This is a genomic window from Streptomyces huasconensis (assembly GCF_021028635.1).
GTDB classification, from domain to species: domain Bacteria; phylum Actinomycetota; class Actinomycetes; order Streptomycetales; family Streptomycetaceae; genus Streptomyces; species Streptomyces huasconensis.
The window spans coordinates 714,898-738,391 of sequence record NZ_CP086119.1 but is presented as its reverse complement, the minus strand read 5'-3'; the positions used below and the strand labels follow the sequence as shown (position 1 = coordinate 738,391).

The following is a 23,494-nucleotide window of genomic DNA, read 5'->3' as shown; positions in this document are numbered from 1 at the left end:
CCGAAGCGGGCCCAGCAGCGCGGGCGGTGATCCGGTGGTGACCGGGCCAAGGGCTGCTATCTGTCCTTGGACAAGGCGAGCAGTTCCGCGAAGAGGCCCCCGCCGTGCGACAGTTCGTCGTAGTGGCCCTGCTCGGTGATGCGGCCGTTCTCCATGACGATGATCCGGTCCGCCACCCTGGTGTTCTCCAACTGGTGCGTGACTACGATCGTGATGCGGTCCGCGGCGATGCCCTTGATCCGGCTGAAGATGTCCCGCTCGCCCCGGGCGTCCATCTGCGACGTGGGCTCGTCCAGGATCAGCAGCGGCGGGCGCCGGTACAGCGCCCGAGAGCAGGCCAGCCGCTGCCACTGCCCGCCGGACAGCTCGGCGCCGCCGAAGACCTCACGGGCGAGCAATGTGTCCAGGCCGCGCGGCAGTTCCTCCACCGCTTCGCGCATGCCGACGGCGTCGACGGCCTCCCAGACCGGGACGTCGTCGTGGGTACGGGGCTGCCCGAGCGTGACGTTCTCCCGGACGCGCAGCGGCCACTGGGCGAAGATCTGCGGGACGAGCCCGGTGCAGCTCCACACGGAGTCCGGATCGACCGAGGCGAGGTCGTGGCCGTTCCACAGCACACGTCCCTTGTCCGCGAGGTAGATGCCGGTGATCAGCCGGGTGAGGGTGGACTTCCCGGAACCGTTCTCCCCTACGACGGCGATCACCTCCCCGCGCCGCAGGGTCAGGGAGACACCCTCGACCGCGGGCCGCTCCTTGCCGGGGTACCGGTAGGTGACCTGGTCGAGCCGGATCTCCTCGACCGGCGCGGCGATCTCGTGCCGCCCGCGCCGGGGTGCGCGAGCGGCGGCGTCGCTCAGGAACGTCTCCATGTCGGTGAGGTAGAGGCTGGTGTGGAAGACCGCCGCTCCGTTGATGACGACCTGGGAGAGCGCGGCGAGGGCGGTCTGTACGGCGACGATGGCGGTGGCGGCGACCGCCGGCGGCACGCGGCCGGTCACCGCGAGCCACGCGAGGCCCGCCCACGTCCCGGAGAGGAAGACGCCGCCCAGGAGCGCTCCGGCCAGGGCGATGCGCAGCGTGCGGGGCGCGGCGGCCAGCGTGCGCCGGTCGATCCGTTCCGACAAGGAGCGGTACCAGAACAGCAGGTAGGAGGTCATGCCGTTGGCGCGGACCTCGTCGGCGAACTTGGGTGTGGTGGCCCACCAGCGCGTCATGTGCCGCACGTTGCGGTCGCTGACGTTGGCGTAGTGGATCTGGTAGTCGACCCGGGCCGTCATGATCGCGCCGGCGCCTGCGGGAAGGACCGCGAGGATGAGCAGCGGCAGCATGAGCGGATGGAGGAAGGACAGCACCCCGCACGCGGTGACCATCTTGACCAGCGCGGACATGAACCGCTGCGAGTCGGTGATCATCACGTGGGTGCGCGTCACGCCCATCTCGGCGGCCTCCTGCCGGTCGGCGAAGCCCTCCGCGGCGTGGGCGGCGGCCTCGACCCGGCAGACGGCCTCGACGAGCCCGTTGTCGGCTCGGGTGATGACCTGGGGCGTGAGGCGCCGCTCGGCGTAGGAGGCGACGGCGGCGGACATGCGCCCCAGCCCGGCCGCCGTCGCGACGACGAGCAGGGCGGGCAGCGCTTCCCGCAGACGCTCGGGCACGGCACCCGCGCCGAGGAGGCCCTGCATGGCCTTGGCGGTCCCCGTCAGCAGGACGGCGGCGGCCACACCGGTGGCCGCCTGGCAGGCCAGGAGCAGCAGCACGGCCGTGCGGTCGACGGCCCACGCCATGCGTGCGATCCGCCGCAGCACGGCGGGCAGCCGCCGGCAGAGATCGGCGAACGAGGCCTCGCCCAGCGGGTTGACGCTGTACTCCCCGGAGTACGTGATCTCCGCGGGAGGCGGCGGGGGAGGGGGCGGTACCGTGGTCACGCGCTCACCTCCGCCGCCATGTGAGCCGCGCGCCGGCCGACCGGTTCGAACAACATGTGTACGCCGATGATGGTGCGGTGTGGTTCCAAAGGAGCTCCCCGGCGGTCTCGGTACGGACAGGTGCTCGGAAAACGGGGCCTGAGGGCCGTCCGTAACGGTGGCGCGGGGGCGAATTCTCGGATGAAAGTTCGGTCTCCGCAGAGAGCCTTGGAATGCCGGGGTGTCGGGTCGTGATCTTGCGTTCGATTCACCCGCACGGGGCGCACCACCCGATCCGGGGATTGCGGCGGTGGGAGCGACCGGAGGTGCCGGGAACGCGACGTCGCCCCCGCGCGGTTGAGGGCGCGGAGGCGACGGAGGGTGGGGCGGTGCGGAGGCGGCAGCCTCGGAACGGACGGCCTGTCAGACGCCCGCGACGCTCTGGATCCAGGAGCGGTACGCCGTCACGTTCGTGTACGCGGTCGTGGTCTGGCGGTCGCTGGTGGAGGCGACGCCGACCTGCACGCCGTTGGCCATCATCGGGCCGCCGGAGTCGCCGCCCGCGGTGATGCCGTCGCCGCGCCGGGCACAGATGGCCTGGCCCTGGTAGGCGTCACGGCAGCCGCCGGTCACGACGACGTTGGCGACCTTCAGGAGCCGGGACTGGCAGTTGATCTCCGAGCCGCACTGGGAGGTCGCTCCCCAGCCGTACACCTGCACGGTCTGGTTCACCGACACGGAGCCCGGGTTGCCGAGACGGGCGTAGGTGCCTGCCACGGAACGGTCGAGCTTGACCAGGGAGAGGTCCGAACCGGAGTGGTTGTAGACGCTGACGCCGTTGGCCAGCGTGCCGCCGGACGTCTGGTCGAGGCTGCCGATGCGGAAGGAGAGGCCGCCGCCGCTGACGCAGTGCTTCGCGGTGAGAATCCACGTGGGGGCGATGATCGAGGCGCTGCACGTCTGGCGGCCGTTGGAGAAGAGCCGGGCCGCCCAGGGCGCGTTGCTGGCGTAACCGCCGCCGATGATCGGCTGGGGACCGTTGGTGGACGCCACGGCGGGGGCGTCGGCACGGGCGCCGGCCGCGCTCTGGGCGGCTGCCGTGGGGGCCAGCCCCAGTACGGCGAGTGCGGTGGCCGCGAGCGCGGGGACGAGTCTGGTTATTCGCACGTTCGTCTCCATTGTGTGGGGATGAGACGTCCTGTGATGAGGACGAAACTGCATATCTATGCAGTCGAAATACGCGCGCCAGAGGCGGGGTTGCTCATGACGCGTGCATGCCATCGCTGGCTTGGGTGAATGTGGCAGAGGAGTTGTCGGCGGCGCAAGAGGCCGGCACCGGAATTCCGGCGCCGTGCCGGACCGGGGAGTGCCTGGCGGTCATTTCGCAGCCAGCTGGCGGGAGTTAGCCGTCAATCGCCCGCTTCGTCAGGGTGAGTCAGGCTCTGTCGCCGACCCGGGCGCCGTGGCTCCGGCCGTCGGGCGGTGCGCGTGGGGGACGCGAGGGAGGGGTGCGGAGGTCCGGCGTCGGCAGAGTGTGGCGTTCTGCGTAGACTTGCGGCCCCTCACATGATCAAACAGGCCGGTCTGGACCAGTGCGGGCGCGTGGGTCGACCCGGCAAAGGCGGGCAAGCCCCTTTCGCGACAGCTTGATAGGCAAGTCACTGCTTGCCTATGGTGGTGCCATGCCGGACGATGTCTTCAAGGCCCTGGCCGACCCCACCCGCCGAAAGATCCTGGACGAGCTGACGGAGCGGAACGGCCAGAGCCTGTTCGAGATCTGCGCGCGGCTCGCGACCAGGCATGGCCTGGGATCGTCCCGTCAGGCGATCAGCCAGCACCTCGCCGTGCTGGAGTCCGCGGGTCTGATACGGACCCGTCGCGAGGGCCGCTGCAAATTCCACGACCTGACCACCGAACCGCTTGAGCGCATCGTCGCCCGATGGCTCAACCCCGATGTACGGGAGCCCGGAGAATGAAAATCCACCTGTCGAGCGTCTGCGTCGACGATCAGGACAAGGCCCTGCGCTTCTACACGGACGTGCTGGGTTTCCGGAAGAAGCACGAGATCCCGCTCGGCGAGCACCGGTGGCTGACCGTGGTCTCGCCGGACGACCCCGACGGCACGGAACTGGTGCTGGAGCCGGACGAGCACCCCGCCGTCAAGCCGTACAAGGAGGCACTGGTCAAGGACGGCATCCCGGTCACCTCCTTCGCCGTGGACGACGTGCACGCGGAGTTCACCCGCCTGCGCGGCCTCGGCGTGCGGTTCACACAGGAGCCGGTCGACATGGGGACGGTCACCACCGCGGTGCTCGACGACACCTGCGGCAACCTGATCCAGATCGCCCACACCAACTGACGCCGCCGCGCCGGACCTGTGCCCGCGAGCCCAGGAGCCGACCCCATGTCCCTGCGCGCCACGGCCCCATCCGTGAGGAATGCTGGCCGCACGAGACGACCGACGAGGGGTGGCATGCACGACGCGGAGATCGCCATCGTGGGCGCCGGAGCGGCCGGGCTGTCCCTGGCCCACCGGCTCTGCGCCGCCCCTCCCGGACGTACCTGCCCCTCGATCGCCCTCATCGACGCCCCACCGGGCCCCGCCCGGCCACCCGAGCGGACCTGGTGCTTCTGGGAGGAGCGCGACGGCGAGTTCGACGCGGCGCTGTCCGGCGCCTGGGACACCCTGCGCGTGCGCGCCCCCGACGGGACAGCCGTGGTCGGCTCCCCGGCCCCGCTGCGCTACAAGATGCTCCGCTCCGGCTCCTTCGAGGACCTGGTCACGGCGCGCCTGGACCGCGAGCCGCGCGTGCGGCGCCTGGAGGCCGAGGTCATCGACGTACGCGACCTGCCCGGCGGGGCCGAGGTGCGCGGCGTCACCGCTCACGGCAACCCGTTGACGCTGCGCGCCAGATGGGTGTTCGACTCACGCCCGCTCCGCACGCTGCCCCCCGCCCGGACCACCCTCCTCCAGCACTTCCGCGGCTGGTTCCTCCACACGGACCGCCCCGTCTTCGAACCGCGCCTCGCGGACCTGATGGACTTCCGCACCCCCCAGCCCGCACACGGTCTCTCCTTCGCGTACGTACTGCCCACGACCCCGTACGACGCCCTCGTCGAGTACACGGAGTTCTCCCGCGCCACCCTCGACGAGCACGCGTACGACGAAGCGCTGCGCGCCCACGTGACGCACCGGCTCGGCGCCGGCCGCTTCGAGGTGGTCCGCGTCGAGCAGGGCGTCATCCCCATGACCGACGCGCGCTTCCCCCGCCGGGCCGGCCGCTCGGTCTTCCGCATCGGAACCGCCGGCGGAGCGACCCGGCCCTCGACCGGCTACACCTTCGCGACGGTGCAGCGGCAGGCGCGCGCCATCGCGAGCGCGTACCACCGGGGCCGAACACCCGTGCCCCCGCCGGCCCACGCGCGGCGCGCCCTGGCGATGGACGCCGTCATGCTCCGCGCCCTGGACGCCGGGCGCGTGGACGGTGCGGCGTTCTTCACCGGCCTCTTCCGCACCGTCCCGATGGAACGGCTGCTGCGGTTCCTCGACGGGCGCACCCGGTGGCACGAGGACTTCAGGGTCGGCCTGCGCACCCCCGTCCGCCCCATGCTCCGCACCGTCGCGGAACTGCCCCTGCTGCCCCGAGCCGCCCGGCTGCCGAGGCACACCACCACCGCACCGCCGGGCACCGCGACCGGCGACGAACGGAAAGAGACGCCGAGATGACGCTGCCGCGCGACGAAACCCTCTCCGCCGCCTTCGACCACGCCGCCCGCACCTACGACCGCCTGGTGGCCGCCAACCCCGGCTACCACGCCCACCTCCGGCGCTCCGCCCGGCGCCTGGGACTCCCGGACGGCGGCGCCGGGCTGCGCGTCCTCGACCTCGGCTGCGGCACCGGGGCCTCCACCGCCGCCCTCCTGCGCGCGGCACCCCTGGCCGAGATCGTCGCCGTGGACGCCTCGCGCGGCATGCTCGACCGGGCCGAGGCCAAACGGTGGCCCCCCGGAGTGCGCTTCGTCCACGCGGCCGCCGAGAGCCTGGACCGGGCCGGGGTGGAGGGCCCCTTCGACGCGGTCTTCGCCGCGTACCTCTTCCGCAACCTCGCCGACCCGGACGCCGTCCTGGCCGCCGCGCGGGAACTCCTCGCCCCGCGCGGCCGGTTGGGCGTACACGAGTACACGCTCAGCGGCCGGACACGTGACCGCGCGGTGTGGACCGCCGTCTGCAACGGCGTGGTGCTGCCCGCCGGGACACTGACCGGCGACCGTCGCCTCTACCGGCACCTGTTCCGCAGCGTCGTCGACTTCGACACGGCGGCCGCCTTCGCCGCGCGGGTCCGGCGCGCGGGCTTCCGCGACGTGCGCATCCTGCCGATGCCCGGCTGGCAGACCGGCATCGCGCACACCGTGACCGCCTCGGCCCCGGACACCGGGCGATGAGCGGACACGCGAGCGCCCCCGCCACCCGCCACGGGCGGGACCGGCGCGCCCACGTCGTCCACGGCCCGCAGGGCGCGCCGCGCGTCTGCGGCACCGCGCCCCGCGTCGCCGTCATCGGCGGTGGCATCGCGGGTCTCGCCGCCGCGACCGCGCTGGCGGAGCGCGGCGTCCACGTGACGGTGTACGAACGGGAACACCAGCTCGGAGGCCGCCTCAGGGGCTGGCCCGAGGAGCTCGCCGACGGCTCCACCATCACCATGAGCCGCGGCTTCCACGCCTTCTTCCGCCAGTACTACAACCTGCGCGGCCTCCTGCGCCGCACCGACCCCGCCCTGCGCACGCTGCGCGGCCTGCCCGACTACCCGCTGCGGCACAGCGGCGGCCTCCAGGACGGCTTCGCGCGGGTGCCGCGCACCCCACCGTGGAGCGCCCTCGGGTTCGCGGCCCTCAGCCCCACGTTCGGCGGGCGCGACCTGACCCGCATGAACGCCCGCGCCGCGCTGCCCCTGCTCGACGTACGCGTGCCCGACATCTACCGGCGGCTCGACCACCTCAGCGCCTGGGAGTTCCTGGAGCGCATCCGCTTCCCCCGGGCGGCCCACCACTTGGCGTTCGAGGTGTTCTCCCGCAGCTTCTTCGCCGACCCGCGCCACCTCTCCGCGGCCGAACTCGCCCTGATGTTCCACATCTACTTCCTCGGGTCGAGTGAGGGCCTGCTGTTCGACGTGCCGCGAGAACCGTTCCCCGCCGCGCTGTGGGAGCCGCTCGCCCGCTATCTCACCGGGCACGGGGCCGACCTCCGTACCGGCCGGGCCGTCGAGCGCGTGGAGCCCGCGCGGCGAGGCGGCTTCCACGTCGTCACCGGGGACGGCCGGCAGCGCTGCGACGCCGTCGTCCTCGCCCTGGACGTCAACGGCCTCCGGCACGTCGTGGGGCAGTCGCCGCGGTTCGTCGACGACGCCGCGTGGCGGGCGCGGATCATGGGCCTCGGCACCGCGCCGCCCTTCCTCGTCTCCCGGCTCTGGCTCGACCGCCGTGTGGCCCCCGACCGGCCCGGCTTCCTGGGAACCAGCGGGTACGGCGCCCTGGACAACGTGAGCGTCCTGGAGCGCTGGGAGGGCGAGGCGGCCCGCTGGTCGGCCCGCACCGGCGGCTCGGTCGTCGAACTGCACGCGTACGCCGTCGACCCGGCCGCGGACCGGGCGGCGGAGCAGCGAGGCCTGCTGGCCCAACTGCACCGGCTCTACCCGGAGACCCGCGACGCCCGGATCGTCGACGCCCGTCACGCGTGGCACGCCGACTGCCCGCTCTTCCCCGTCGGCGGCCACCGGAACAGGCCGACGGTACGGACGCCGGACCCGGCCGTCACCGTGGCGGGCGACATCGTGCGCAGTGCCCTCCCGGTCGCGTTGATGGAGCGGGCGGCGACGACGGGATTCCTCGCGGCGAACGCCCTGCTCGAACGCTGGGGTCTGCGGGGGCAGACGCTGTGGACCGTGCCGGTCAGGGGCAGGACGGCGGCCCTGCGCGCGCTGAACCGGCTGGTCGGCGACTGAACCGGCCGATGCCCCGCGCGGGTTCAGCCCGGGAACCGCCCGCTGGTCCGCAGCGCCCAGCGCCTCTCGGCGTACGCGATGTCGTCACGCCACAGCCGCCCGGCCGCCGCCCGCATGAGCGGCCGCAGCACCGGCGCCGCCGACCGCGCGACCGCGAACCCCCGCCGTCCGGAAGCGGCCACCACCGCCTCGGTCACGGCGGTACGCGGCCGCCCCGCCGCGTCCGGCGCCAGCGGCGTGGCATGGGTCTCCACGACGGAACCCGCGCCCTCGCCCCCGGCGATGCGCATGACGACGGTGCGGGGCCCCGGAGCCGTGAAGACCGCCCGGACCGGCACCACCGCCCGCCCGGCCACCTTGAAGGACACGTCCACCGTGAAACGGTCGTCGGCGTCCCCCGGGCCCGGTTGCCCCACCACCCGCAAATCCACGAACGAGTACGGATGGAACCAGGCACCGTGCCAGGGGTCCAGCCGGTTGGCGACGACGTCCTCGGGCTCGCACCGCCCGGTCACCGAGCAGACCGCCGACACGCTCTCGGAGGGCCGCGGACGCGCGGGCACCACGGGCCGCTCCAAGGGCTCCTCGCCACCCACGGCGTCCAGCCGGACCCAAACCAGGACCCCGTCGTCGTAGGCCGGATACGGCTCCCAGCCCGCGCGCGCCGAGCCGTCGAGGGCGAGTCCGTGCCAGTGGCAGACGAGGGTGCCGCACCGCACCGGGCTGTCCCGCAAAGGCGCCCCGAGATGAGGACAGACGCCTGGACCGGCCCGCAATGCCCCCGCAGCGTCGCGCCACGCGACGACCTCCGTGCCGGCCACCGTCAGACCGAGCGGGCGGTCGGCCGTGACACTGCGACTGCCGCCCAGCACGTACCAGTTGCCCGACGGACGGGCCTGGGCCCGCTTGAGCGCCGCCGCGATCACGGCGGGCCTCGCCTCCCGCCAGGTGGGGCCCTGCCGCTCCCAGGGGACGGGGCGGCGGCGCAGCCGCAGCGGGAAGCGGCCGGCGCCCGGCAGGCCTCCGGTGCTCACACGGTCTCCTTCCTGGGCCGGCGGGTTCGCGCCCGCGCGGAGCGGAGCTTGGCCCCGGGCGGTGCCGCGCCCGGCGAGCCGCTGACCGCGCCGCCCGCGGCCGGCGCGCGGAGCCGGGCCAGGGCGAGCCGGACCAGGCCGTCGCAGGCGACCGCGGCCCGGCGGCGGCGCGGCACCACGGCCCGGCGGTGCAGCACCGCGAAGCCGTCGTCCGCGATGGCGTCGAGGATCGCGCCGTACAGCACGAAGGCGGTGCGGATGCAGGGCCGGGAGACGGGGTCGAGCAGCGGCAGGCCGCCCGCCGCCTCGCCGTACACGCCCCGCGTGAGCGCGGCGGCGTCCTTCAGGGCCGCGGTGATGCGCCGGTCGCGCCGCCCGCTGTCCCGGCTCCACCGCAGCAGGGCGCGGTCGACGCCGTGCGCGGCCAGCAGGTCCAGGGGGAGGTAGATCCGGCCGCGGTCGAGGTCCTCCCCGACGTCCCGCAAAAAGTTGGTCAGCTGGAAGGCCACGCCGAGCGCGGCCGCGTGCGGGGCGGCCTCCTCGCGGGGGACGACCGTGCCGAGGACGGGCAGCATCTGCAGCCCGATGACGGCCGCGGAGCCGTGCATGTAGCGCCGCAGGTCCTCGTAGCGGGCGTACTCGGTGACTTCCAGGTCGAGCCGTATCGACGTCATGAAGTCCGTGAAGAGCCGCGGCTCGATGGCGTAACGGGCGGCCGTGTCGGCGAGCGCCGCCACCACCGGGTCGTCGCTGGTCCCGGCGCGGAGCCCGCTCTCCAGGTCCCGTTGGAGCAGGTGCAGCGCCGCGGCCCGCTCGTCCGCCGTCGCCGTGGAGTCGAGATCGTCGACGATGTCGTCCGCCCACCGGGCGAACCCGTACAGGGCGTGCACGGCGGGCCTGCGCTCGACGGGCAGCAGGCGCGTGGCGAGGAAGTACGTCTTGCCGTGCCGCGCGTTGAGCCGACGGCAGTGGGCGTACGCGGCGCGCAGGGCCGGGTCGGTGATGCCCGCGCTGTCGAGTTCCCGGGCGGTCATGGGGCGGTGCCCTTCGTGTCGGTGGGGGGCCGAAGGCGTGCGAGCGCCGCCCGCGGCAGGCCGGTGACGCGCGCCGCGGCCAGCTTCCCCGAGATCAGGACGGTCGGCACGCCGACGCCCGGGGTCGTGCCACAGCCCGCGAGGACGACGTTCTCGACACCGCGTACGAGATTGCGCGGGCGGAACGGGCCGGTCTGGGCGAAGGTGTGCGCGGCGGAGAACGGCGTACCGGCGGCGTGTCCCTGAGCGGTCCACTCCGCGGGCGTCACCACGCACCCCTCCTCGACGGCGGAGGCGATGCCGTCGAGGCCGCGCCGCTCCAGCTCGGCCAGCAGGCTGTCCCGGTAGCGGGGCGCGAGGTCGCGCCACGCGCGGGCGTCCGGGCCGACGCGGGTGTTCGGGCAGGGGGCCAGGACGTAGTGCAGATGGCGGCCCGGCGGTGCGAGAGAGGGGTCGGTCGCCGTGGGCCGGGTGATCAGGAGCGACGGGTCGGACATGAGGGTGCCGCCCCGGGTCAGCTCGTGGAAGGTGCGCTTCCAGGCCGCGCCGAACGAGAGGGTGTGATGGGCCAGCTGGGGCCACGTGCGGTCGGTGCCGAGGTGCAGGACGACGGCCGACGGGGAGTGACGCAGTGGCAGGGGGCGGCGCGGCTGCCGCCCCAGCAGGCGGTAGGCGGCCGGGAGATCCGGGGTCAGGACGACGGCGTCGCACGGAACGCGTTCCCGGTCGGTGACGACGGCCGTGACGCGGCCCCCGGAGCGTTCGAGCCGCGTCACGTCCTGCCCGAAGCGCAGGTCACCGCCGGCCGCGGAGGCGGCGGCCGCCATGGCGCGCGGCAGGGCGTGCATTCCGCCGCGCGGGAAGTGCACACCGGCGACGGTGTCCATGTAGGCGATGACGGCGTACGCGGCCAGAGCACGGGCCGGGGGCACGCCCGCGTACAGCGCCTGGAAGGTGAAGACGCGGCGGAGCCGCTCGTCGGAGAGGAAGCGGGCGACGCGGGCGTCCAGCCGTCCGAAGCCGCCGAGTGCGGCCAGGCGGGCGAGGTCCGGGGTCAGCAGCGCCATTGGGGAGTCGAAGTTGGCGTCGATGAACCGGCGCATCTGGACCTCGTGGAGGCGGCGCAGCCAGGCACGCAGCCGCCGGTAGCCGAGCGCCTCCCTCGCCCCGGCGAAGCGCTCGACCTCGGCTTCCATCGCCTCCGCCCCGGTGTGCACGTCCAGGCTGCTGCCGTCGGCGAACCGCGCCCGGTAGGCGGGGTGGAGCGCGACGAGTTCCACGCGGCCGGCGAGGCTGTCGCCCACCGCGGCGAACGCCTCCTCCGCCAGCTCCGGCATGGTCAGGACGGTGGGCCCGGTGTCCATGCGGTACCCGCCCTGTTCGCGCAGACCGGCCCGGCCGCCCGGCCCGTGGCCCCGCTCGATCAGCGTGACCCGCCGCCCGGCGCCCAGCAGGTGCAAGGTGGCGGAGAGCCCCGCCAGCCCGGCCCCGACCACCACCACGTGATCCGTCCGCCCTGCCAGACGCCTCATCGGTTCCTCTCTTCACGGCCGGTTCCGCGAGCGGCGGGTCCCGAGGCGCGGACGCTCGTACGGCGCGGCGCGAGCCCTGCGCGGAAACTCCGTGTACGCCCCTGTATCGCCCTACTTTGCGGGACCGCGGAGGTGTTGTCCGGCTGCTGAGGCCACCGGTGTGTTGCACCGGCGGCTCACAGGCGGTAGACCTGCCCGGTCTGCGCGCCCTCCACCGAACGCACGTACGCCTGGGCGACCTGCTCCAGCGGGACCGAGCCCATGCCCGGGAAGCAGTCCCCGTAGGTGTCCAGGGACTCGGTGAAGACGTTCGGGGAGACGGCGTTCACCCGCCGCGGCGCGATCTCGATCGCGGCGGCGCGGACGAACGCCTCGACGGCGCCGTTGGCCAGGGAGGCGGCGGCTCCGGTGTGGATCGGCTCATGGGCGAGGACGCCGGTGATCAGCGTGAAGGAGCCGTGTTCGGTGAGGCGGGCGAGGCCCTGGCGGACCAGTTCGACCTGGGAGAGGACCTTGCCGGTGAAGGCGGACTGCCAGTCGCCCGGGCCGAGTTCGGTCAGCGGCTTGTACGGCACCGAGCCCGCCGCGCTGACCACGGCGTCCAGCCGCCCGTCCGCCTCCGCCGCCGTGTAGAGCGCGGCGATCTGCTCCGGGTCGCTGATGTCGAAGCGCAGGTCGCCCGAGCCGCGGCCGGCGGTGCGGACCGTGTGGCCGCGCGCGGCGAGCGCCCGGTGCACGGCCGTGCCGAGCGTCCCGCTCGCGCCGATGAGGAGGATGTTCTGCCGGTGGTTCGTCATGAGACCACGCTAGGCACGTGTCCCCGGACCGGGGAAATGCCTTCGGCCGACCAGTTATGCTTGCCGCTCATGAATGTGGAGCTGCGCCATCTGCGCGCCCTGGCGGCGATCGGCGACGAGGGCACGCTGACGGACGCCGCCCGCGTCCTGCACCTCACGCAACCCGCGCTCTCCCGGACCCTCGCCCAGCTGGAACAGCGTCTCGGCGTACGCCTGGTGGAGCGGACCACGCGCAGCCTGTCCCTGACCGCGCCGGGAAAGCGGCTCTGGGAGAACGCGCACCGCATCCTCCGGGACCTCGACGACGCCCTCACCGACGTGACGGAAGTCGGCACGCCGCGCCCGCTGAGGCTCGCCTTCGCCTGGGCGGCGCTGGGCCGTCACACGGTTCCGCTGCTGCGCGCCTGGCGCGAGCAGCACCCCGGGACCCCGGTGCAGATCCGCCGCGCCGATGATCCCGCGGCGCTGCTCCGCCGCGGCGAGGCGGATCTCGCCTTCCTGCGGCTGAGCCCCGGGCCGGACGACCCTCAGGTGCTCCACCAGCCGCTGATCCGCGAGCGGCGGCTGGCCGTCGTGCCCGTGGGCCACCCGCTCGCGGACGGCGCGGAGGTGACGCTGGCCGAGCTGGGCGCGGAGACGGTGGCGCTGTGCGCGACCGCCGCGACGACCACGGCCGAACTCTGGCCCGCGGGGCAGCGGCCCCCCACGGTGACCGTGCCGGGCGTGGACGAATGGCTGACGACCATCGCCACCGGCGCCGCGGTCGGGGTGACTGCCGAGGGGACCATGCACCAGCACCCGCACGCGGGGGTGCGTTACCTGCCGGTGCGCGACGCCGACCCGGTCACCGTCCGCCTGGCCTGGCCCGCCCGGTCCTCCCATCCGGCGACGGACACCTTCCGCCGCTACACCGTGCGGCACCTGGCGCAGAGCGGCCGGCTCGCGCCCGCGGACGCCTGACCTCCGCAGGCGATTCCGTCTCCCCGGCAGGCGGGCCTGTCGGTGGCGATCGGTGATCTGTCGGTGATCTGTCGACGGGCGCCGGGAGATTGGGGTCCGTGGTCGCGGTCGGCCCCCGACGGGCCGGCCACCGGATCACACGACCGCACCACCGCGTGACCGGCTGGAACAACGCTCGCCGTCCAGCGGTTCATGTCCAGGAAGGCAACTTTCATGACCACCGACGTCACGATCATCGGCGCCGGACTCGGCGGCCTCACGCTCGCCCGCGTCCTGCACCTGCACGGCATACCGGTCACCGTCCACGAGGCGGAGGCGTCCCCGGCCACGCGGTCGCAGGGCGGGATGCTCGACATCCACGACTACAACGGCCAACTGGCCCTGAAAGCCGCCGACTTGATGGATGAGTTCCGTGCCCTCATCCTGGAGGGCCGCCAGGCGATGCGCATCCTCGACCCGGACGGGACCGTCCTGCTCGACAAGCCCGACGACGGCACGGGCGGACGCCCCGAGGTGCAACGCGGCGAGCTGCGGCAGATGCTGCTCGACTCGCTTCCGGCCGGCACCGTCCGGTGGGGACAGAAGGTCACCGGTGCCCGGACCCTCGGCGAGGGGCGCCACGAAGTGACGTTCGCCGACGGCCGCACCCTCGTCACCGGCTTGCTGGTCGGCGCGGACGGCGCCTGGTCACGGGTCCGGCCGCTGCTCTCCTCCGCCACGCCCGAGTACAGCGGCAAGTCCCTCGTGGAGACATACCTGTTCGAGGCCGACACCCGGCACCCGGCCACCGCGGAAGCCGTCGGCGGCGGGACGATGATGGCGCTCACCCCGGGCAGGGAGATCTTCGCCCACCGGGAAAGGGGCGACACGCTGCACGCCTATGTCGGGCTGGCCGAGCCGCGGGAGTGGTTCGCCGCCATCGACTTCATCGACGGCCCCGCCGCGGCCGCCCGGATCGCGAAGGAGTTCGCCGGCTGGGCACCGGAACTCACCGCGCTGATCACCGACGGCGACATCGCACCGGTCCTGCGGCCCCTCTTCGCACTGCCGCACGGTCACCGGTGGGACCGCGTGCCGGGAGTGACCCTGCTCGGCGACGCCGCCCACCTCTCGATCCCGAACGGCGAAGGGGCCAACCTGGCCATGCTCGACGGCGCCGAACTCGGCGAGGCCATCGCCGCGTACCCCGACGACATCGAGACCGCGCTCGACGAGTACGAGCAGGCCATGTTCCCCCGCAGCGCCAAGGCCGCCCTGTTCGAAGGCGCCGAGGCCCAGGGGACCGACACCGAATCGGCGAAGGACCCGATCCAGGCGATGATCGCGGAGTTCACCCGGGACGCGCCGTCCAAGTAGACCCGGGGCCGCTACGTCTCGGCCGGGGGCTGGAAGCAGGCGATGACGGCCTTGCCCTTGCGGCAGGGCCTGACCTGCCAGTCGTCGGCCATCGCGTCGACCAGCATGAGGCCGCGCCCGCCGAGGGCGTCGTCCGAGGCGTCGCGCGGCCGCGGCAGACCGGGGGCCGTGTCGTGCACGGTGACGTGCAGGCACTCGTGATCCCAGGTGAGGATGAGCTGAGCGTCGGTGTGCGCGTGGACATGCGCGTTGGTGACCAGCTCCGACACGGTCAACAGAACGGCGTCCACCACCTCGGGTGACGTCTGCGACCAGTGCAGCGACCGCAGATGCTCACGGGTCCAGTCGCGAGCGGCCTTCACGCCGCTGCTGACCGGCAACGACCGCGCCCAGCCCACCGCGGTGAGCGAGACTTGTTCCTCCATCAGCCCTCCTTCGACTTCGTCCTGCGCTTGCGCGTCCTTCGTCCTGTCTCTACGTGTCGCTACCTCTCCCTGTGTGCCCCGCAGAGCGCGGGGCACGCAGGGAATCCCGGGCCGAGGGGCGGGAGAGAGGGCGGGCCAGGCCGATACTGGACGTGCCGCGCGCCGCGCCACCGCCCTCAACGAGGCGCTGAGAGAGAAGAGTTCGAGCCAGTGAGCACAGGCGAAGACGTCATCAGGCCGATCGCGGAGATTCTTCGGGACCATGCCTCGCGCCGCGCGGAGAAGGTCGCCTTCCAGGACCGCCGGGTGCGCAGGACCTACCGGGACCTGGAGCGGCGGACCGGACGGCTGGCCGGTCGTCTGGCCGGGCTCGGGCTGGCGCGGGGTGAGCGGGTGGCCGTCCTGCTCGGCAACCGCGTCGAGGCGGTGGAGAGCCTGCTGGCCGTGACCCGGGCGAGCGGAGTGGGCGTACCGCTCGACGCGGATCTCCCGGCAGCGGAACTCGACCGCCTGCTGGATGACTGCGGCGCGCGGCTGCTCGTCACCGACGAGGCGCGGCTGCACCGTCATCCCGGGCTGCTCTCCCGCCCCGGGCCGGCACTGGTGGTGGCCGGGAGCGACGGCGAGGGGAGCGGCGGCGACGTCGTGCGGTACGAGGAGTTGGCGGGCACGGAGGCCGCGACGCCCGCCCGGGACGACCTGGGGCTCGACGAGGTGGCGTGGATGCTGTACACCTCCGGCTCCTCGGGAACCCCGAAGGGCGTGCTGTCCACGCAGCGCAACCGTCTGACGCCGGTCGAGACGGGCCTCGTCGGCGTGCTCGGCCTCTCGGAGCGGGACCGGCTGCTGTGGCCGCTGCCGCTGCACCACGCCATGAGCCAGGTGGTCTGCGTCCTCGGGGTGACCGTGACCGGGGCGAGCGTCATGCTGCTGCCCCGGTTCTCGGTCCGGGACGTCCTCGGTGAACTGCGCCGCCCGGACGCCCCCTTCACTCTCCTCGGCGGGGTGCCGACCACGTACTCGGCCCTGCTCGACGAGGTGCGGGGCATCGGCGACGAGCACGACGCCGGCGCTCTCGGCGCGTCCGCGCTGCGCGGCTGCATCAGCGCGGGCGCCGCCGCGGGGCCCGCCTTCCGCAAGGCCTTCGAGGCGGTCTGCCGCGTCCCCTACCTGGAGCACTACGGCAGCACCGAGGCCGGCCCGGTCACCATGACGGCACCCGGCGAGGCGTCGGCGGGGGAGTCCTGCGGCCGTGCGCTGCCGGGCACCCGCATCCGGGTCGGGGGCGGCGCCGACGGACAGGACGTCGGCGAGGGCGAGTTGTGGGTCAGCGGACCCGGCGTCATGACCGGCTACCACGGCGCTCCACAGGCCACCGCCGAGGTGCTGCGCGACGGCTGGTTCCGTACCGGCGACCTGGCGAGGATCGAGCCGTCCGGCCGGCTCGTCATCACCGGCCGGGCGAGTGACCTGATCATCCGGGGCGGCACGAACATCCACCCCTCGGAGGTGGAGGCGGTGCTGAGGCGGCTGCCCGGCGTGGCGGACGCCGCCGTGGCCGGCCGCCCGCACCCCGTCTTCGGCGAGGTGCCGGTCGGCTACGTGCTTCCGCGGGCCGACGGCGGCGCACTGGACCGCGCAGCCCTGCTGGCAGCGTGCCGTGCGGAACTGTCCGCCCACAAGGCGCCCGCAGAGCTGTACGAGGTGGACCACATCCCCCGTACCGCCTCCGGAAAGGTCCAGCGGCACGCCCTGGCGGACCTGAACGCGCGGACGCTGGGCGCAGGGACGGAGACCTGCCCCACAAACGGCACGGACACCGGCCCCCCGGACGGGACCGAGGCCGCCCCCACGGACGACCTGTTGGCCCTGGTGCGCAGCGAGGCGGCGGCACTCGTCGGCTGCACGGTGGAGGAGGTGGAGCCCGAGACCGCCCTCCGCGACCTGGGCATGGACTCGCTGACGGCGACCACGCTCCGGGAACGCCTGTCGGCGGCCACCGGGCTGCCCCTCTCCGAGGCCGTCGCCTTCGACTTCCCCACCGCCGCGGCACTGGCCGCCCACCTCCGCACGCGCGGCGCCGCCCCCCGGCCCGCCGCCCGCACCACCCGGCCGGGTGACGCCCGGCCGGACGACGACCCCGTGGTCATCGTGGGGATGGCCTGCCGCTACCCCGGAGGCGTGACCACCCCCGAGGAGTTGTGGGAGCTGGTGGCCGAGGGCAGGGACGCCATCGGCCCGTTCCCCTCCGACCGTGGCTGGGACACGGGGGCGCTGTACGACCCGGACCCCGGGCGGCCCGGACGGACGTACGTGCGCGAGGGAGGTTTCCTCTCCGGCGTCGACCGCTTCGATCCCGGCTTCTTCGGCGTATCGCCCCGAGAGGCCCTGGCCATGGACCCGCAGCACCGGCTGCTGCTCGAAGTGGCCTGGGAGGCCTTCGAGTACGCCGGAATCGTGCCGCGCACCCTGCGCGGCTCGTCGACCGGCGTGTACGTCGGGATGATGTACAGCGACTACGCGAACCGCCTCGCCGAGACGCCCGAGCAGGTCGAGGGCTACCTCAGTCTGGGCAACGCGGGCAGTGTCGCCTCGGGCCGCGTCGCGTACACCTTCGGCCTGGAGGGACCGGCCCTCACGGTGGACACGGCGTGTTCGTCGTCCCTGGTGGCCCTGCACCTCGCGGCCCAGGCGCTGGAGCGCGGGGAGTGCTCGTACGCGCTGGCGGGCGGGGTCACGGTGATGTCCGGACCGTCGTCGTTCGTGGAGTTCAGCCGGCAGCGGGCGCTGGCCCCGGACGGCCGCTGCAAGGCGTTCGGGGCCGCCGCCGACGGCACCGGGTGGGCCGAGGGCGCCGGCATGCTGCTGCTGGCCCGGCTGTCCGAGGCGCGCCGCGCCGGGCTTCCGGTGCTGGCCGTCGTGCGCGGCTCGGCGGTCAACCAGGACGGAGCGAGCAACGGCCTGACGGCACCGCACGGACCCGCGCAGCAGCGGGTGATCCGGCAAGCCCTCGCGCAGGCCCGGCTGACGCCCGACGACATCGACGCGGTGGAGGCGCACGGCACCGGCACCCGGCTCGGTGACGTCATCGAGGCGGAGGCGTTCCTGGCGACGTACGGGCGGACGCCGCGGCGGCGTCCGCTCCGGCTGGGCTCGGTGAAGTCGAACATCGGTCACACACAGGCCGCGGCCGGGGTGGCGGGAGTGATCAAGACCGTGCAGGCGATGGCCCACGGTCTGCTGCCGCGCACACTGCACGCCGACGTACCGACGGACCGGGTCGACTGGTCGTCGGGACGGGTCGCGCTCCTGTCCCGGTCGGTACCGTGGCCGAGGACGGGCCGCCCGCGCCGGGCCGGTGTGTCCTCGTTCGGCATCAGCGGCACCAACGCCCATGTGGTGATCGAGGAGCCACCGGCCGACCCGGACACCGCGCCGTCGGCCCCCGTGACGGACGGCCGGGAAGCCGAAAGCCCGGTCGGCAGCGGCCACTTCGACGGCGACGGCACGCCGGGGGTGTCCTTCGCCGCCCCGGTGTCGGCGAGGAGCACGTCCGAGCTGCGCGCCCAGGCCCGTCGGCTCGCCGCGCGGGTGGCCGCCGACCCGGACGCCACCCCACGGGACATCGGATACGCGCTCGCCACCACCCGGACGGCCTTCGAACACCGGGCCGTGGTGGTGGCCCGCGACCGCGCCCACCTGCTCACCTCCCTCCACGGGGTGGCCGAAGGTGCGAGCCCGCCCGGGGTGCGGACGGGCACCTCCCGCAGCCGGGGCCCGCTGGCCTTCCTCTTCACCGGCCAGGGCAGCCAACGTCTCGGCATGGGAAGGGAGTTGTACGCGTCGCCGGAGATGTACCCAGGCTTCGCGCGCTCCTTCGACGAGACGTGCTCCCTGCTCGATCCCTGGCTCCCGGTGCCGCTGCGCGACGTCGTGTTCGCCGGTCCCGGCACGGAGAAGGGCGCGCTCCTGGAGACGGCCCGGTTCGCTCAGCCCGCGCTCTTCACCCTGGAGACGGCCCTCTTCCGGCTGTTGGGGGAGTGGGGTGTGCTCCCCGATCTGGTGGCCGGGCACTCGCTCGGCGAGGTGACCGCGGCGCACGCCGCCGGAGTGCTGTCCCTGAAGGACGCCTGCGCGCTGGTGGCGGCCCGGGGCCGGCTCATGGACGCGCTGCCCCCGGGCGGTGCGATGGCCTCCCTGGACGCGCGTGCGCAGGACGTGGCGGCCCATCTCGCCGAGACGGGGCGGGCCGTGGAGATCGCCGCCGTCAACGGGCCCTCCTCCGTGGTCGTCTCCGGGGACGAGACGGACGTGGCACGGACCGTCGCGGAGTTCCGGGAGCGGGGCCGGTCCGCGACACCTCTGCGGGTGAGCCATGCCTTCCACTCCCCGCGGATGGAACCCATGCTGGCCGACTTCGCGGAGGCGGTGCGCGGCCTGACCTTCACCGCGCCGCGGCTTCCCCTGGTCACCGCCGTGCGGGGAGGGGCGGCCGGTGACGAGGAGGTGCGCTCACCGGAGTTCTGGGTGGATCACGTCCGCCGCCCGGTCCTCTTCGCCGACACGGTGACCCACCTGCGGGACCGCGGCGCGGCGCACTTCGTGGAGGTCGGCCCGGACGCGGTGCTCTCCGGCCTGGTACGGGACTGCCTCGCCGGGCCCACGCTCGACCCTGATGCCGGGCCCCTGCCCAACCCCGGCCCCGAGTCCGGCCGGCCCCCGGCGCCGCTGGTCCTGCCGACCCTGCGCAAGGCCCGGCCGGAGGCGGACGCGCTGACCGAGACCGTGGCGGCCCTGCACAGCCATGGGGTGCCCGTCGACTGGGAAGCCGTCTTCGCCGGTCACCGCCCCCGGCGCGTTCCCCTCCCCACCTACGCCTTCCGGCGCCGCCGGTACTGGCTCGACGCCTCCCCGCACCGGCGGCCCGCTCCGGTGCCGGGCGAGCCCGTCCATCCGTTCCTGACGCACCGCACCGCGAAGGCCGACGGCGGGCTGCTGCTCGGCGGGCCGCTCTCCGTCCACGACCACCCCTGGCTGGGCGACCACGCCGTGGCAGGGGCGGTGCTGCTGCCGGGCACGGCCTTCGTGGAGATGGCCCTGTACGCCGGTGCGACGGCCGGCGCACCCGGCCTGGCCGAACTCACCCTGACCGCGCCGCTGGTACTCCCCCCGGACGCGACGGTCGACCTCCGGGTCACGGTGTCGGCCCCGGACGGCGCGGGACGCCGGACCGTCCTCTTCCACGGCCGGCCCCCCGCGCCGGCTGGTCACCACCCCTGGCGCCTGCACGCCTCCGGGACACTCGTACCGGAGCGGGGACCTGAGCCGCGGGACCGCGCCACGCGCGGCACATCCGCGTGGCCGCCCTCGGACGCCGTCCCGCTGTACGCCGACGACGACGCGGCCGGCGGCCCGTACGAGGCTTTGGCCGGGGCCGGGTTGGAGTACGGACCCTCGTTCCGGGGCCTGCGTGGCGCCTGGCGGCACGGGACGGATCTCTACGCCGACGTCGCGCTCCCCGAGGCCGCGCAGGCTCCGCCCCTCCAGGGCAGTGGCCCGGACTTCCTCCTGCACCCCGCGCTGCTGGACGCGGCCCTGCACGTCCTCGCGCTCGACGGCCGCCTGGCGGACCGTGCCGGGGCGGGCGAGAGCGACAGCAGCGGGGTGCACCTGCCGTTCGCCTTCGAAGGAGTGACGCTGTACACCGCCGCCGTCGCCGACAGGCAGCGGCTGCGGGTACGGATCTCTCCCGGGCCGAACGGCCGGGCCGAGGTGGAACTGACCGACGGGGATGGGGCCTTGGTGGCGACGGTGCGGTCGCTTACGTTGCGGCCGCTTCCGAGCACCGGTCCTGAGGTAAGACCGAAGGCGGCAGCCATGAACCCGACTGCCCCGGACGCCGGGCTTCTCCACCGGCTGGACTGGGTGCCCTCGGCTGCGCCGCCCGTACCCACGACGGCGCCGGCTTGGGGCGTCCTGGGGCCGGTCGGCACACGGCTGGCCGCTGTCCTCGCTCCCCCCGGCTCCGGCGTCCCGACCTACCTCGACGCGGCAGCGGCGGGCGACGGTTCGCCCGCCGTGGTCGTCGCCTCGTGCCCGTCGCCGCCCAAGACGCCGCTCGGCACACAGGACCCGGTGGCGCCGGTGCTGGAGACGGCGAGCCGGGCCCTGCGGCTCGTCCAGGAGTGGCTCGCCGAGCCCCAGTTGGCCGACTCGCGCCTCGTGCTCGTCACTTCGGGCGCCGTCTCCCCGGCCGGTCACGCCACGGACGCGGAGGACTTCGCACCGGCCCACGCCGCGGTGTGGGGTCTGGTCCGCTCGGCCCTGCGCGAGCATCCGGGCCGCCTCGCCCTGCTCGACGTGGACGACCACCCCGACTCCTGGCGGCTCGTCCCCACGCTCCTGGCCGCCCCGGCGCCCGAAACGGCCGTACGGAACGGAAGCGCCTTCGTACCGGAACTGGCCGGGCTGGACGAACGCAGAGCCCCGCGACGACGGCTCGATCCGGAGGGCACCGTCCTGATCACCGGCGGCACCGGCTCACTCGGCATGATGACGGCCCGGCACCTGGTCACCGGCCACGGCGTACGGCATCTGCTCCTCGCGGGCCGACGCGGACCGCAGGCCCCCGGAGCGGACGCGCTGCTCGCCGAACTCGCCGCGACCGGCGCCGAAGTGACCGTACGGGCATGCGACCTCACGGACCGGGTGCAACTCACCGCCCTGCTCGACTCCGTACCGGAGGCCCATCCGCTGACCGGTGTCGTCCACAGCGCCGCCGTACTGGACGACGGCATCGTCGCCGCCCTCACCCCCGACCGCCTGGCACGCGTACTGAGGGCCAAGGCCGGGACCGCTCTCGCCCTGCACGAACTGACCCAGGGGCACGACCTGGCGCTGTTCGCGCTGTTCTCCTCCGTGGCGGGTGTCTTCGGCTCCGCGGGCCAGGCCAACTACGCGGCCGCCAACCACGTCCTGGACGCGCTCGCGCGGCACCGGAGAGCACGCGGTCTGCCGGGCGTCTCCATCGCCTGGGGACCGTGGCGGCAGCGCGACGGCATGACGGCGCACCTCACCGACGTGGACCTGCGCAGGATGGCCCGCTCCGGATTCGTCCCGCTCGCGCCGCAGGAGGGCCTGAGGCTCTTCGACGCCGCTGTGGCCGGGGACGCCCCCGACGTGGTCGCGGCCCGCATCACCCGGGCCGCCTCCAGCGCTACCGCACCCGCCGTGACCAGCCGCCGGACGCCCGAGCCCGGCGCCGCGGAAGCGGGCGGGGGCGGCGCGACCGGGTTCGCCGGGCGCTGGGCCGCCTCCTCCCCGAACGAGCGGACAGAACTGCTGCTCACCGAGGTGCGCTCCCAGGCGGCCGCCGTCCTCGGCCACCCCGAGGGAGCGAGCGCGATCGACGCGAGCGACCGGCTGGCGGACCTGGGCCTCGACTCCCTGGCCGCCGTCGAACTGCGCAACCAGCTCGCGGCATCGACCGGGCTGGCACTCCCGTCCACGCTGCTGTTCGACTTCCCCACGCCACGGGCGGTCGCCGGCGAACTGGCGCAGCGGTACGCGCGGGACGGCGGGCGCGACAGCGCACCGGGCGCCGAGGTAACGCGGGCAGGCGACGCACCGGACGCCGAGGACACGCCGGATTCCCTGAGCACGCTCTTCCGCAACGCCTGCCTCCGGGGCCGCGCCTGGGACGGCATGGCGCTGCTCACCGTCGCGGCACGCCTGCGGCCGGTCTTCGACGTCACCGAGGCCGCCCGCGCGGCCCTCGAACCCGTCACCCTCACACCGGGCGGCGCGGGCGCCCCGCTGATCTGCTTCCCGTCCCTCAGCGCACTCTCCGGACCCCACGAGTACGAGCGACTCGGCGCCGCACTGCGGGATCTGCGTCCGGTCTCGGCGGTGCGGCACCTGGGCTTCGCGCCGGGCGAGGCGCTGCCGGCCGCGCTGGACGCCCTGGTCACCGCCCACGTCGCCGCGGTTCGCGCTGTCGCGGGGCGGGCGCGGCCGGTGCTGCTCGGCCGGTCCGCCGGCGGCTGGGTGGCCCAGGCGGTGGCCGAGCGGCTGGCGGCGGACGGCTCCGCCCCGGCCGTGCTCGTACTGGTGGACACCTACCCGCACGACGCGGACCAGGCCGGGCAGTCGCTCTCCGCGATGACGTCGGACATGCTGCGACGAGCCGCGGAGTCCCCTTCGGCAGACCCCCACCGGCTCACGGCGATGGCCGGCTACTTCGCGCTCTTCGCCGACTGGAAGCCCGTACAGCTCGCCGCCCCGACCCTGTACCTCCGGGCGAGGGACCCGCTGCCCGGCGCGGAACCCGCCCCGCCCTGGAGCCTGCCGCACGCCGAAGTGACCGTGCCCGGCGACCACTTCAGCGTCCTGGAGGAACACGCCGCCACGACGGCAAGCGCTCTCCACAGCCGGCTGGCCGGACTCTGAGGCCG

General features: G+C 74.3%; 15 protein-coding genes. 8 read left to right on the top strand and 7 right to left on the bottom strand.

The annotated features are described in order from the left end of the window. Positions 1-56 precede the first annotated feature (56 nt). Both J2N69_RS03220 and J2N69_RS03215 read right to left on the bottom strand, forming a co-directional pair. Positions 57-1,784, bottom strand: a complete 1,728-nt coding sequence (locus J2N69_RS03220; RefSeq protein WP_230904555.1) for an ATP-binding cassette domain-containing protein — start codon at positions 1,782-1,784, stop codon at positions 57-59. Positions 1,785-2,327: 543 nt separating this feature from the next. Continuing rightward, positions 2,328-3,071 (bottom strand): S1 family peptidase, encoded by a 744-nt coding sequence (locus tag J2N69_RS03215; RefSeq protein WP_230899352.1) that lies wholly within the window; start codon positions 3,069-3,071, stop codon positions 2,328-2,330. A 515-nt stretch (positions 3,072-3,586) separates the two neighbouring features. On the opposite strand from J2N69_RS03215, the gene J2N69_RS03210 reads away from it, so the two are divergent. From J2N69_RS03210 to J2N69_RS03185, 5 genes are all read left to right on the top strand, one after another. After that, positions 3,587-3,880: an ArsR/SmtB family transcription factor gene (locus J2N69_RS03210; protein ID WP_230899351.1), complete on the top strand. Its 294-nt coding sequence runs from the start codon at positions 3,587-3,589 to the stop codon at positions 3,878-3,880. Further along, entirely contained in the window at positions 3,877-4,263 is a 387-nt protein-coding gene (locus tag J2N69_RS03205) for a VOC family protein (protein WP_230899350.1), read from the top strand. The genes J2N69_RS03210 and J2N69_RS03205 overlap by 4 nt, the downstream gene beginning before the upstream one ends. Before the next feature lie 114 nt (positions 4,264-4,377). Next, positions 4,378-5,631, top strand: a complete 1,254-nt coding sequence (locus J2N69_RS03200; protein ID WP_230899349.1) for a lycopene cyclase family protein — start codon at positions 4,378-4,380, stop codon at positions 5,629-5,631. Then, entirely contained in the window at positions 5,628-6,347 is a 720-nt protein-coding gene (locus J2N69_RS03195; RefSeq protein ID WP_230899348.1) for a class I SAM-dependent DNA methyltransferase, read from the top strand. The genes J2N69_RS03200 and J2N69_RS03195 overlap by 4 nt, the downstream gene beginning before the upstream one ends. Next, a complete protein-coding gene (locus J2N69_RS03185; RefSeq protein ID WP_269075591.1) occupies positions 6,344-7,903 on the top strand; it encodes an FAD-dependent oxidoreductase in 1,560 nt (519 codons plus the stop codon). Before J2N69_RS03195 ends, J2N69_RS03185 begins: the two co-directional genes overlap by 4 nt. A gap of 23 nt (positions 7,904-7,926) precedes the next feature. Here J2N69_RS03185 and J2N69_RS03180 read toward each other — a convergent pair whose 3' ends face one another. The 4 genes from J2N69_RS03180 to J2N69_RS03165 all read right to left on the bottom strand — a co-directional run bounded on the left by J2N69_RS03180 (position 7,927) and on the right by J2N69_RS03165 (position 12,300). Continuing rightward, positions 7,927-8,937 (bottom strand): DUF5914 domain-containing protein, encoded by a 1,011-nt coding sequence (locus J2N69_RS03180; RefSeq protein WP_230899347.1) that lies wholly within the window; start codon positions 8,935-8,937, stop codon positions 7,927-7,929. Further along, the gene (locus tag J2N69_RS03175) at positions 8,934-9,971 is read right to left on the bottom strand and encodes a phytoene/squalene synthase family protein (RefSeq protein WP_230899346.1); all 1,038 of its coding nucleotides are present in this window, start codon (positions 9,969-9,971) and stop codon (positions 8,934-8,936) included. Before J2N69_RS03175 ends, J2N69_RS03180 begins: the two co-directional genes overlap by 4 nt. Next, complete coding sequence (gene crtI / locus J2N69_RS03170; protein ID WP_230899345.1) at positions 9,968-11,503, bottom strand: phytoene desaturase family protein; 1,536 nt, start codon at positions 11,501-11,503, stop codon at positions 9,968-9,970. The genes J2N69_RS03175 and crtI overlap by 4 nt, the downstream gene beginning before the upstream one ends. A gap of 176 nt (positions 11,504-11,679) precedes the next feature. Next, on the bottom strand, positions 11,680-12,300 hold the full coding sequence (locus J2N69_RS03165) for a short chain dehydrogenase (RefSeq protein WP_230899344.1): 621 nt from the start codon (positions 12,298-12,300) through the stop codon (positions 11,680-11,682). Between the two features lie 69 nt (positions 12,301-12,369). Here J2N69_RS03165 and J2N69_RS03160 point away from each other — a divergent pair, with 69 nt between their 5' ends. Together J2N69_RS03160 and J2N69_RS03155 are read left to right on the top strand one after the other, a co-directional pair. After that, complete coding sequence (locus J2N69_RS03160) at positions 12,370-13,260, top strand: LysR family transcriptional regulator (protein WP_230899343.1); 891 nt, start codon at positions 12,370-12,372, stop codon at positions 13,258-13,260. Positions 13,261-13,473: 213 nt separating this feature from the next. Next, positions 13,474-14,616 carry an FAD-dependent oxidoreductase gene (locus tag J2N69_RS03155; protein ID WP_230899342.1) on the top strand — a complete coding sequence of 381 codons (1,143 nt, stop codon included), beginning with the start codon at positions 13,474-13,476 and terminating at the stop codon, positions 14,614-14,616. A gap of 11 nt (positions 14,617-14,627) precedes the next feature. Here the strand turns inward: J2N69_RS03155 and J2N69_RS03150 are convergent, their stop codons facing one another. Then, complete coding sequence (locus tag J2N69_RS03150) at positions 14,628-15,041, bottom strand: ATP-binding protein (protein WP_230899341.1); 414 nt, start codon at positions 15,039-15,041, stop codon at positions 14,628-14,630. 210 nt (positions 15,042-15,251) lie between these two features. Between J2N69_RS03150 and J2N69_RS03145 the strand changes: the two genes are divergently transcribed. Next, positions 15,252-23,489: a type I polyketide synthase gene (locus tag J2N69_RS03145; protein WP_230899340.1), complete on the top strand. Its 8,238-nt coding sequence runs from the start codon at positions 15,252-15,254 to the stop codon at positions 23,487-23,489. The last annotated feature ends 5 nt before the right edge of the window (positions 23,490-23,494 follow it).

Excerpts from the sequence above, each read along its gene's own strand:
- J2N69_RS03220 (WP_230904555.1), bottom strand. The coding sequence starts at position 1,784 with ATGGCGTGGGCCGTCGACCGCACGGCCGTGCTGCTGCTCCTGGCCTGC.
- J2N69_RS03210 (WP_230899351.1), top strand. The coding sequence starts at position 3,587 with ATGCCGGACGATGTCTTCAAGGCCCTGGCCGACCCCACCCGCCGAAAG.
- J2N69_RS03205 (WP_230899350.1), top strand. The coding sequence starts at position 3,877 with ATGAAAATCCACCTGTCGAGCGTCTGCGTCGACGATCAGGACAAGGCC.
- J2N69_RS03200 (WP_230899349.1), top strand. The coding sequence starts at position 4,378 with ATGCACGACGCGGAGATCGCCATCGTGGGCGCCGGAGCGGCCGGGCTG.
- J2N69_RS03195 (WP_230899348.1), top strand. The coding sequence starts at position 5,628 with ATGACGCTGCCGCGCGACGAAACCCTCTCCGCCGCCTTCGACCACGCC.
- J2N69_RS03185 (WP_269075591.1), top strand. The coding sequence starts at position 6,344 with ATGAGCGGACACGCGAGCGCCCCCGCCACCCGCCACGGGCGGGACCGG.
- J2N69_RS03175 (WP_230899346.1), bottom strand. The coding sequence starts at position 9,971 with ATGACCGCCCGGGAACTCGACAGCGCGGGCATCACCGACCCGGCCCTG.
- crtI (WP_230899345.1), bottom strand. The coding sequence starts at position 11,503 with ATGAGGCGTCTGGCAGGGCGGACGGATCACGTGGTGGTGGTCGGGGCC.
- J2N69_RS03165 (WP_230899344.1), bottom strand. The coding sequence starts at position 12,300 with ATGACGAACCACCGGCAGAACATCCTCCTCATCGGCGCGAGCGGGACG.
- J2N69_RS03160 (WP_230899343.1), top strand. The coding sequence starts at position 12,370 with ATGAATGTGGAGCTGCGCCATCTGCGCGCCCTGGCGGCGATCGGCGAC.
- J2N69_RS03155 (WP_230899342.1), top strand. The coding sequence starts at position 13,474 with ATGACCACCGACGTCACGATCATCGGCGCCGGACTCGGCGGCCTCACG.
- J2N69_RS03150 (WP_230899341.1), bottom strand. The coding sequence starts at position 15,041 with ATGGAGGAACAAGTCTCGCTCACCGCGGTGGGCTGGGCGCGGTCGTTG.